This is a genomic window from Sphingobacterium sp. (genome assembly GCF_032065005.1).
Classification (GTDB): Bacteria; Bacteroidota; Bacteroidia; order Sphingobacteriales; family Sphingobacteriaceae; genus Sphingobacterium.
Genome location: NZ_DAMBMM010000004.1, coordinates 487,458 through 497,467, shown reverse-complemented (window position 1 = coordinate 497,467; position 10,010 = coordinate 487,458). Strand labels below are relative to the sequence as shown.

The 10,010-nt window shown below is 40.4% G+C and carries 10 protein-coding genes and 1 pseudogene; 7 read left to right on the top strand and 4 right to left on the bottom strand.

The window, feature by feature from the left end:
* Positions 1-533: 533 nt before the first annotated feature.
* Genes RT138_RS09540 through purE form a run of 4 tightly spaced genes read left to right on the top strand, consistent with a single transcriptional unit; the run spans position 534 to position 3,300 of the window.
* The gene (locus RT138_RS09540; RefSeq protein WP_313190478.1) at positions 534-1,121 is read left to right on the top strand and encodes an NADH-quinone oxidoreductase subunit A; all 588 of its coding nucleotides are present in this window, start codon (positions 534-536) and stop codon (positions 1,119-1,121) included.
* Positions 1,118-1,630: an NADH-quinone oxidoreductase subunit B gene (locus RT138_RS09535; protein WP_093100762.1), complete on the top strand. Its 513-nt coding sequence runs from the start codon at positions 1,118-1,120 to the stop codon at positions 1,628-1,630. Before RT138_RS09540 ends, RT138_RS09535 begins: the two co-directional genes overlap by 4 nt.
* A gap of 8 nt (positions 1,631-1,638) precedes the next feature.
* Positions 1,639-2,781: a 5-(carboxyamino)imidazole ribonucleotide synthase gene (locus RT138_RS09530; protein WP_313190477.1), complete on the top strand. Its 1,143-nt coding sequence runs from the start codon at positions 1,639-1,641 to the stop codon at positions 2,779-2,781.
* Positions 2,782-2,799: 18 nt separating this feature from the next.
* The gene (gene purE / locus RT138_RS09525; protein ID WP_313190476.1) at positions 2,800-3,300 is read left to right on the top strand and encodes a 5-(carboxyamino)imidazole ribonucleotide mutase; all 501 of its coding nucleotides are present in this window, start codon (positions 2,800-2,802) and stop codon (positions 3,298-3,300) included.
* A 54-nt stretch (positions 3,301-3,354) separates the two neighbouring features.
* Here the strand turns inward: purE and RT138_RS09520 are convergent, their stop codons facing one another.
* The 4 genes from RT138_RS09520 to bshA all read right to left on the bottom strand — a co-directional run bounded on the left by RT138_RS09520 (position 3,355) and on the right by bshA (position 6,948).
* Entirely contained in the window at positions 3,355-4,350 is a 996-nt protein-coding gene (locus tag RT138_RS09520; protein ID WP_313190475.1) for a sugar phosphate isomerase/epimerase, read from the bottom strand.
* A gap of 99 nt (positions 4,351-4,449) precedes the next feature.
* Complete coding sequence (frr, locus tag RT138_RS09515; protein WP_093100755.1) at positions 4,450-5,013, bottom strand: ribosome recycling factor; 564 nt, start codon at positions 5,011-5,013, stop codon at positions 4,450-4,452.
* Positions 5,014-5,040: 27 nt separating this feature from the next.
* Positions 5,041-5,745 (bottom strand): UMP kinase, encoded by a 705-nt coding sequence (gene pyrH, locus RT138_RS09510; RefSeq protein ID WP_185211124.1) that lies wholly within the window; start codon positions 5,743-5,745, stop codon positions 5,041-5,043.
* A gap of 54 nt (positions 5,746-5,799) precedes the next feature.
* Positions 5,800-6,948: an N-acetyl-alpha-D-glucosaminyl L-malate synthase BshA gene (bshA, locus tag RT138_RS09505; RefSeq protein ID WP_313190474.1), complete on the bottom strand. Its 1,149-nt coding sequence runs from the start codon at positions 6,946-6,948 to the stop codon at positions 5,800-5,802.
* Positions 6,949-7,071: 123 nt separating this feature from the next.
* Here bshA and arfB point away from each other — a divergent pair.
* The 3 genes and pseudogenes from arfB to RT138_RS09490 form a co-directional block, all read left to right on the top strand.
* Positions 7,072-7,452 (top strand): annotated as a pseudogene (gene arfB, locus RT138_RS09500) (alternative ribosome rescue aminoacyl-tRNA hydrolase ArfB); the annotation flags it as partial.
* Between the two features lie 759 nt (positions 7,453-8,211).
* A complete protein-coding gene (locus tag RT138_RS09495) occupies positions 8,212-8,583 on the top strand; it encodes a BlaI/MecI/CopY family transcriptional regulator (RefSeq protein WP_185211117.1) in 372 nt (123 codons plus the stop codon).
* A gap of 10 nt (positions 8,584-8,593) precedes the next feature.
* A complete protein-coding gene (locus RT138_RS09490) occupies positions 8,594-9,964 on the top strand; it encodes a TonB family protein (RefSeq protein WP_313190472.1) in 1,371 nt (456 codons plus the stop codon).
* The last annotated feature ends 46 nt before the right edge of the window (positions 9,965-10,010 follow it).

Genomic DNA, 10,010 nt, shown 5'->3' with positions numbered 1-10,010 from the left:
GAGTGGAGGACCGTACAGATTCCTCACTGATCGTTCAGAATAAAAATGCGCTAAAGAGGGATTCAGAGTGAAGCGAAGAACCTATTGTTGTTTTTTTTGAATTTGGGGTCATTGCGAATCGTAAGATGAGGAAATCATTTCAAATGAAGTATGGATGGTTCCGAGACCCTTCGGGGGTGCCCTCAGGGTGACACAGAAAAGGTATAGAAAAACATTTCACCCACGCTGTGGGTTCGCCTATTCAAACATCCAAATTCTACAAATATGCCACCCACGCTGTGGGTTCAAAACCAGATCTTGGTCTATCCTCTCATCCTCGGATGGCGAGCGGAGTCGAGCCACATCCTGGTTCAAACCAACGGGCGTTTGCGATACGCCCATACGAAAATTGATTGCTATCGTCCAATCATTTCCCTACAAAAAGGACTGATATTTTGAAAAATGGAGGGCTATTTTGTAAATTCGTGTACATTGATTGGCCAAGAAAGCTAAAATCCTATAAATCGCATTGAATTAATTGTTAATTTTGTAACATGGACGACCCCGGGCAGATATCGGAATATGGTAAGATACTTTTAATGGCTATCATTGGTATCGTATTGGTTTGTGCCACCATGTTCCTAGCTCGAATCTTGTCGCCGAAAAATCCTAATCCTATTAAATTAAGTACCTATGAATGTGGTGAAGAAACTACGGGAACTTCTTGGGTACAGTTTAATCCGCGATTTTATGTAATTGCCTTAGTATTCCTTCTGTTTGATGTGGAACTGATCTTTATTTTTCCATGGGCAACTGTATTCGGGAATGCAGAAATCATTGCCATTGATCCTCGATGGGGTTGGTTTACCTTGATTGAAATGGCGATATTCCTTGCTGTTCTGATCGTAGGCTTGCTTTATGTATGGAAAAGTGGGGATATCAGTTGGATCAAGCCTAGGCATGTGAAACCGACCGTTGCGGTGGGTATTCCGGCCTCTGCGTACGAACAATTGAACGCACAACAATATGTCGTGAAGGATTACAAGGAACAGGAGATAGAGGAAGTCTTGGCAGAGAAAGCCGCTTCACCGGTAAAAATGGGATTCAAGCCTAAGTTTAAGAAACCAAGTTCAGAATCATGAGTTTAGACCAACAATTGCAACAAAATAATGGGGTAATCATCGCTAAGATGGATGATCTCTTAAATTGGGCTAGGTTATCCTCGATGTGGCCTATCAGTTTTGGTATTGCTTGCTGTGCCATTGAAATGATGGGCGCGATGGCGGCGACATATGATTTGGATAGGTTAGGTGTATTTCCAAGGCCTTCGCCTAGGCAATCTGATGTAATGATCATTGCTGGTACGGTGACATTCAAGATGGCAGACCGGATCAAGAAACTCTATGAGCAGATGCCTGACCCGAAATATGTCATCTCCATGGGTTCCTGTTCCAATTGTGGCGGACCGTATTGGCAGCATGGTTACCATGTAGTCAAAGGGGTCGATAAAATCATACCTGTGGATGTCTATGTGCAAGGTTGTCCTCCCAGACCTGAAGCACTGATCGGTGCATTTTTAGAATTACAGAAAAAAATAGAACAACAGTCTTTGCTGAAAGGGGATATTTTCCCAGTTGAAGTAGAGCAATAGAATAATTTATGGCAAAAGATTTTTATGGTGATTTGCGCCTAGGAATTTTAGGCGGTGGCCAATTAGGTCGTATGCTTATCCAAGAAGCAATTAACTTTAATGTAAACGTTCATGTATTGGATCCTGATCCAAATGCTCCTTGCAAGAAATTGTGCAATCAATTTGAGGTAGGTTCGCTAGCTGATTTTGATACCGTATATAATTTCGGTAAGGATTTGGATATGGTAACGATTGAGATTGAGAAGGTGAATGTAGATGCGTTAGAAGCATTGGAAGAAGAGGGCGTTTTGGTATATCCACAATCCAGGGTGATCAGGTTGATCCAGGATAAAGGATTGCAGAAGCAATTCTTTAAGCAAAATGATATTCCGACTTCGGCATTTCAATTTATATCCAATAAAGAAGGTTTGGCAAACTGCCAGATTGCATTACCTTATATCCAGAAATTGCGTAAAGACGGTTATGATGGCAAAGGTGTAAAGAAGATTAATTCGCAGGCTGATTTTGAGACGGCATTTGATGCGCCGAGTATTGTAGAGGAGCTGGTTCCTTTTGAAAAGGAAATCGCCGTGATGGTAGCCCGCAATGATAAGGGAGAGATGATGACTTTCCCAATGGTAGAAATGGAATTCAATCCTCAGGTGAACTTGGTGGAGTTCCTGATCTCTCCATCTACCTATTCTTTCGATATACAGATGAAAGCGGAAAGCATTGCGATGAAAATTGCGAATGACCTTCAGATTGTCGGTGTCTTGGCAGTGGAGATGTTCTTGACTGCTGATGGAGATATTTTGGTCAATGAATTAGCTCCTAGACCACATAATTCAGGTCATCAGACGATTGAAGGAAACTATACTTCACAATTTGGTCAACACCTAAGGGCAATCTTTAACCTGCCGTTGGGCAATACCGCTTCAAGAGCGAATGCCATAATGGTCAATTTATTGGGTGAGCCAGGTTATGAAGGGTTGGCAAGATACGAAGGTATTGAGGAAGCTTTGGGCATTGAGGGGGTATATGTACATTTGTACGGTAAGAAATATACAAAACCTTTCCGCAAGATGGGGCATGTGACGATCGTGAATCAAGATCGCGCAATCGCTATCGAAAATGCGAGAAAAGTTCAGGAATTGATCAAAGTAATTGCATAATTTTTTATTCAGATAATAATGGAAAACGCAAAAGTAGCTGTAATCATGGGAAGCAAGTCAGACTTGCCAGTGATGCAGGATGCCATTGAGGTTTTAAAATATTTAGGGGTATCGTATGAGGTGAGCATAGTTTCGGCGCACCGTACTCCAAAACGTATGTTTAATTTTGCTGAGCAGGCGGCAGGTCGTGGCTTGAAGGTGATCATTGCTGGAGCAGGTGGTGCTGCGCACTTACCGGGCATGGTTGCATCGATCACGCATTTGCCAGTTATCGGCGTTCCGGTCAAGTCTTCTAACTCGATTGACGGCTGGGATTCCGTACTTTCTATCTTACAGATGCCTAATGGTATTCCGGTGGCTACAGTGGCCTTAAATGCAGCGAAAAACGCGGGTATTCTTGCTGCTCAGATCTTGGCGACCAGTGATGAGCAATTAGGATCCAGGATTTTAGATTTCAAGAAAGAACTGAAAGAAAAAGTAGAGGAAAATGCTGAAGAGGTAGAACGTTTGGTATTTTAATCTTCTTTTGAAAGATAATAGAAAGGGCGGAAATTTATTTCCGCCCTTTTGTTGTTATTTGAATGTCTTTTGAACATAATCGTAGCTCTTCTTGATGCTAGCGTATTTATCAGGTGAATAAATATCATCCTGTTCTACGAATGCATATTTCAATCCACTTTCGCTGGCGAACTGTGAAATAGAAATAAAGTCAATGCTACCGGAACCCACTTCGGCATACTTGATGCTCTTCATGGTTTCCATCAGGTCCAGGGTATCCCTTTTACCGGTCTTAGGATCAATTTTATTGATGTCTAATGGGGTGGAGAAAGCTCTGTCCATGTCCTTGATATGCCATAATGGGAAGCGACCTGGGTGTTTAGAGAAATAAGACTGCGGTGTAACACCAGCTTTGGTGATCCAGTACATATCCAATTCAAAATCCACGAGGTCTTTTTCAGTGAATGCCAATAGGACATCTAGGCCATTTGTTCCATTTCCGAATTCCTTAAATTCCCAGAAGTGGTTGTGATAGCCCATTTTGATACCTGCTTTTTTGGACATTTCGCCAGCTTTGTTCAGCTGTTCGGCCATGTACTGATAGTCAGATTGGTTGAGTTGATTCAATTTGTGCATCGGTGGAACAGGAGCAATGATATATTCCTGGCCTAGGTTATGCGCGATTTCGATGTATTTTTCGATGTTTTCCTTGTCTGTACTATCTTTATCTAGGTATTTTCCTAGATCATAGTGTCCACTGTGTGTTTTTAGGTTATTGTCGTTCAGGATCTTTTTGAGTTCATCGACCGAAATACCCCAGAATGCACCATTGTGCGGATCTGCTCCGTAGGTTTCGACATGGGTATAGCCGACCTTAGCAACCGATTTTAATACTTCTTGAGGGTTTTGAGCGAGAAGTTCGCGAAGAGTGAATAACTGTAAGCCAATGTTTTTAAGTGGAGAGCCTGATTTTTTGTTCAAGCTATCACAAGAAATCAAATGAGGAGCAACAAGACCACCAACTAATCCCATGCTCGCAAGCTTTAGGAAACTTCTTCTTGATTGTGTCATGCAGAATGTTTTTGTTAATTGAATATAGGTAAATTTTTAATAAAAAAAGGATTCTTAATTTTAAGAATCCTTTATAGAATATTCTTTTAAAAGATTGACTTAGATCGTCATGATATCTTTTTCTTTCAATTCAGCTAACTGGTCAACTTTTGCGATATATGTATCGGTCAATTTTTGAACTTCAGCTTCACCTACCTTGATTTCGTCTTCAGAAGCACCGTCGTTTTTCAATTTCTTGATTTGCTCGTTCGAATCCTTACGGATGTTACGGATAGCAACACGACCTTTTTCAGTTTCTTCTTTAACTTTTTTCACTAAATCACGACGACGTTCTTCAGTAAGGGGAGGAACCGCTAGGCGGATGATTGAACCGTCATTTTGCGGGTTCAGACCTATGTTAGAGTCCATGATAGCCTTCTCGATAGTTGAAAGAAGGTTTTTTTCCCATGGTTGTACAACGATGGTTCTTGCATCTGGTGTGTTTATGTTGCTGACTTGCGATAAAGGCGTTGGCGTGCCGTAGTAATCAACATAAATTCCATCAAGCATACCAGGACTAGCTTTACCTGCACGAATCTTGGTTAATTCAGATTCAGTATGAGCTACAGCTTTCGTCATACCATCTTTGCAGTCGTCCAGTTGAAGTGAAATTAATTCGTTCATATCTTGATTATTATTTGCTTTTAATTATTAACTAACCACTGTTCCAACATGTTCCCCGTTGGCAAGTTTCATGAGGTTGCCTGGTTTGTTCATGTCGAAAACGATAATAGGTAGGTTGTTTTCTTGGCAAAGCGTGAATGCCGTCATATCCATTACATTCAATCCTTTTTCGTAGACATCAGTAAAGGAGATATGGTCGAATTTCTTCGCCGTAGGATCCTTCTCAGGGTCTGCAGTATAGATACCGTCTACACGAGTACCTTTAAGTACAGCGTCAGCATTGATTTCAATAGCGCGTAAAGATGCCGCAGTATCGGTAGTGAAGTATGGGTTACCCGTACCAGCACCGAAGATAACGATACGACCTTTTTCTAAGTGACGTACAGCACGTCTGCGGATAAATGGTTCACAGATCTGTTCCATTTTGATCGCTGTCAATAGACGAGTTTTCATGCCTTCTTTTTCAAGGGCATCTTGTAATGCCATTGAATTGATCACGGTAGCTAACATTCCCATGTAATCTGCTTGTACACGGTCCATACCAGCTTTTTCAGCGCTAAGTCCACGATAGATGTTTCCTCCACCGATAACGATGGCGATTTCCATGCCTAAGCTATGAAGTTCCTGAATGTCTTGTGCGTATTGTTGAACACGATTAATGTCGATACCGTAGCTTTGCTCGCCCATTAAAGCTTCGCCACTAAGTTTAAGTAGGATGCGTTTGTATTTCATATTTGACTTTTTGGAGTAGTTCCAAAAGCCAAAGATATGACTTTTTGCTTGCGATTAATTAGATTTATTTCCTTTTTTTACCTTTTCGATGACCTGTGAATAAAATTCCTCGTAAATAGGAACGATTTTGCTGAGTTCAAAGTCCTTTGCTCGCTGTAGGGCATTCTCTTTAAATTCATTCAGACGTTGGCAGTCTTCCAAGATATAGATGGAGTTTTTAGCCATATCGTCAATATCACCTACGTCGCTCAGGAACCCACTGAAACCCTCTTTGTTCAGTTCCGGTAATCCGCCCGTATTGGATGAAACAACTGGAACCTTGCAGGCCATGGCTTCCAATGCTGCCAAACCAAAGCTCTCTGAACCTGAAGGCATCAAGAATAGGTCGGCAATGGAAAGGATCTCTTCGATAGCATCTTGCTTGCCCAGAAAACGGATGCAATCCGTAATGTCTAATTCCCTTGCCAATTCTTCGGCATTTCTACGTTCTGGACCATCACCTACCATTAAAAGCTTGCTAGGGACCTTTTGGGTTACTTTATGGAATATACGGACAACATCTTCAACGCGTTTTACTTTCCTGAAATTGGAAGTATGGACAATGATGCGTTCCTGGTTTGGAGCAATTGCCTTTTTGAAGTGTTCGTGGTTCTTGTTATGGAATCTGTGTAGATCGATAAAGTTTGGAATGACCTTGATACCATTTGTGATATCGAAATAATCCAAGGTTTGTTCCCTTAAATTTTCAGATACGGTAGTTACGCCATCGGATTTATTGATGGAGAAGGTAACGACTGGGCTAAAGCTCTTGTCCTTACCGACCAAAGTGATATCTGTACCGTGGAGGGTAGTGACTACGGGTATATTGATGCCATAGGTTTCCAGAATCTGTTTTGCCAGGAAAGCCACGGAGGCATGAGGGATTGCATAATGCACATGTAAAAGATCCAAGCCTTCGAAACGAACCACATCAACCAGTTTACTGGCCAATGCTGTTTCATAAGGAGGGAAATCAAAAAGTGGATATTGGTTGATTGCTACTTCGTGATAGAATAAGTTCTCAGAGAAAAAATCTAGTCTTGCAGGTTGGCTATAGGTGATAAAATGAACCTGATGTCCGTTGTTTGCTAATGCTTTACCCAGTTCGGTTGCGACTACACCACTTCCCCCAAAAGTTGGATAACATACAATGCCTATCTTCATATTACTGTTTTTCGTTTCTTAAAGATAATAATGTCTCTATATAAGTGTTGCAAAATTTTTCACGGAAAGGGAAAAATTGTAATTTTATTACAAATGCATGTAAATAAAGAACAGTTAATACAGGAATTGGGTTTTAAAACTTCGCGTTCCGGTGGAAAGGGTGGTCAGAACGTCAATAAGGTGTCTTCTAAAGTGATGTTGAATTGGGATGTGGAGAATTCATCGGTTTTTGATGATGATCAGAAAGCATTGATCAGGGAGCGATTGGCGAATAGGATTTCCAAGGATGGCTTATTGCAGCTGGACTCGAGTATTGACCGTAGCCAACTCAAGAATAAGGAATTGGTGATAGAACGTTTTTTTAATCTATTGACAGATGCATTAAAGGTGGATGCCAAACGTCTGCCAACCAGGACCCCAAAATCTGTAATCCTGAATAGATTGGACCGCAAGAAAAAACAAGCCTCGAAAAAAGCCGATCGACAATGGAGGTTTGAGGGGTAGGGGATTGATAAAGTGGAAAGGTTTCCCGAAGGGTCTGGATGGGAGGATGGGCCAAGATCTGGTTTTGAACCAGGATGTGGCTCGACTCCGCTCGCCAACCAGGGATGAGAGGATGGACCATGATTATGATCAAGTGTTGCTAAAAAGTCTTCCGATACTGTGGGGCCGTATCGAATACGCCCGCCCCATACAAACATGAATTAATATCATTTTCTGATTAAAGAAATACCTCCATTTTCAAATTTTATGCGTACAATTTCTACAATCCAAACCCATAGCGTAGGAGAAATATTTTTCTGTACCCTTTCTGTGTCACCCTGAGGGCGCCCCCGAAGGGTCTCGGAACCATCCATACTTCATTTGAAATGATTTCCTCATCTTACGATTTCTTAATGACAAACACCTCTAATTAATATAAAAAATAGATTCTTCGTTTCACTCTGAATCCCTCTTTAGTGCATTCCCAATTCTTCACTAAATGTTCATAATTCGAAGGTCCTTAGCTGACGTTTTTATCTTGGTCCATCCGGTGGGTGAGCGGAGTCGTACCCCCGATTCTCATTCATCCTGGTTCAAATTTCCTGATACATTTTCCTTAATTAATAAACACTAAAGAAATTAAAGCTGTTGATTTACAGGTAAATAGCTGTTTGTTTTAGCGCATAACTAATGATTTAGTTGTATAACTAAAAAATTAGTTATACATTAGTTTTATAATCGATTATAGGCAATATTGTCTTTTTAAATTTTCACAGAATAATGAACGAGTTAAAAGAACTAACAAAGGCGGAGGAGCAAATCATGCACAGTCTATGGGAAATGGGCGGTGGATTTGTCAAGGATATCATTGAAGTTTTACCAGAACCGAAGCCGGCTTATAATACAGTATCAACCATTGTACGGATTCTCGAGACCAAGGGTTTTGTGGATCATGAGTCTTTTGGGAAGAGCCATCGCTATTTTCCAAAGATTGAAAAAGAGGAGTATAAGAAATTAATAACCGGAAAACTCTTACAAGGTTATTTTGAGAATTCTGCGAGTTCCATGCTTTCTTTCTTCTTGGAGGAGAAAAAGCTGGATGTGCAGGATTTGGATGAAATCATGAAACTTATTCAGAAGCATAAGAAATAAATTTGAAGCTATGACCTATCTACTGATATCAAATCTGTCTTTAGCACTGTTCTTCCTTATCTATCGATTTGGATTGAGGAAGCTGACCTTCTTTACGATGAACCGCTGGTATTTATTGGGCAGTGTCTTGATTGCCTATATCATGCCTTTGTTTCTCTTTATTGAATTGCAGGTTCCGGAAATCATGCAGATTACATTGCCGGTGTTGGACCTGACAGGGAATGCTGTGCAGGTAAGTCCAACTTCAGCTGAAGTGCAATCTCAACAAGCGGGATGGTTGGCAGATAAATGGATGCAGTTGGGCTATTGGATTGGGGTCCTCATTGCTGCGGGGTTGTTGTTATCTCGTGTTTTACAGTTAGTTGTAGGTAGATTGTCCGTTAGGAATATACATGGAAGTTATTCATTTTTTAACATCGTTAAGTTGAATGTTAAAAATGAGGATACAAAAATGATCCGAGAGCATGAGGATATACATGTTAAACAAGGACATAGCTATGATATTATGTTTATGGAGATTATCCGGGTTTTCAACTGGTTTAATCCGCTATTAATCTGGATAAGAGATGAGCTGAAATATCAGCATGAATTTATCGTTGATGAGCAATTTGCAGAAAATAAGGTTGCTTATGCGGAACTGTTAGTTGCTTATGCGATGAATGTTCATCCGAATCAATTGAGTCATGAGTTTTCCAATAAATCACTTTTAAAGGAAAGAATTAATATGATTTTTAAAGATAAATCGAATACAAGAAATAGACTGTTTTACCTTTCTATATTGCCAATTGCAGCATTGATTATGGGTTTGGTGATCAATTGTAAATCGCCCAATAAGGATAAAACGGAAAGTACTGCTGTCGTTGAGGAGAACATAAATCCTGAGATATCTGCAGATTCGAATAATAATGCTGAGGTTGATCAAAGCACAGTATCAAACGAGGAGAAGGGCAGTAGTGCTGTGCAAGAAAATGACTTGAAAAATGAGTCGGAGGTCAAGGCTACAAACAAGGCGAATCCCCATGATGAACCTGGCAAAAAAGTTACTGGCAATTTTGGGGTATTTGAATTTGACCAAGTTGAAGTAAAACCAACCTATCCAGGAGGAATTGATAAATTTAGGCAGGAAGTTGGCCAGAACTTAGAATATCCGCAAGAAGCTATAGATGCAGGTATTAGAGGGAAAATAGAACTTTCATTTGTAATTGGTAAAGATGGTGAGATAAAGGATGTTAAGGTTATTAAGGATTTAAATTATGGTACAGGGCAGGCTGCAGTAAATGCTTTAAAGGGTACCAAAAAATGGAGTCCAGGAATTGCTTATGGATTTCCAGCCGAGGTAAGATATATCCTTCCCATTAGATTAGATCTTTCTCAGATGTAAATTTATCCTTCTAAATCTTCATTAAATAACATAAAAACAGATTTTC

Coding starts and splice junctions, on each gene's coding strand:
- pyrH (WP_185211124.1), bottom strand. CDS start 5,745: ATGAAATACAAACGCATCCTACTTAAACTTAGTGGCGAAGCTTTAATG.
- RT138_RS09495 (WP_185211117.1), top strand. CDS start 8,212: ATGAACGAGTTAAAAGAACTAACAAAGGCGGAGGAGCAAATCATGCAC.
- RT138_RS09540 (WP_313190478.1), top strand. CDS start 534: ATGGACGACCCCGGGCAGATATCGGAATATGGTAAGATACTTTTAATG.
- frr (WP_093100755.1), bottom strand. CDS start 5,013: ATGAACGAATTAATTTCACTTCAACTGGACGACTGCAAAGATGGTATG.
- purE (WP_313190476.1), top strand. CDS start 2,800: ATGGAAAACGCAAAAGTAGCTGTAATCATGGGAAGCAAGTCAGACTTG.
- RT138_RS09490 (WP_313190472.1), top strand. CDS start 8,594: ATGACCTATCTACTGATATCAAATCTGTCTTTAGCACTGTTCTTCCTT.
- bshA (WP_313190474.1), bottom strand. CDS start 6,948: ATGAAGATAGGCATTGTATGTTATCCAACTTTTGGGGGAAGTGGTGTA.
- RT138_RS09530 (WP_313190477.1), top strand. CDS start 1,639: ATGGCAAAAGATTTTTATGGTGATTTGCGCCTAGGAATTTTAGGCGGT.
- RT138_RS09520 (WP_313190475.1), bottom strand. CDS start 4,350: ATGACACAATCAAGAAGAAGTTTCCTAAAGCTTGCGAGCATGGGATTA.
- RT138_RS09535 (WP_093100762.1), top strand. CDS start 1,118: ATGAGTTTAGACCAACAATTGCAACAAAATAATGGGGTAATCATCGCT.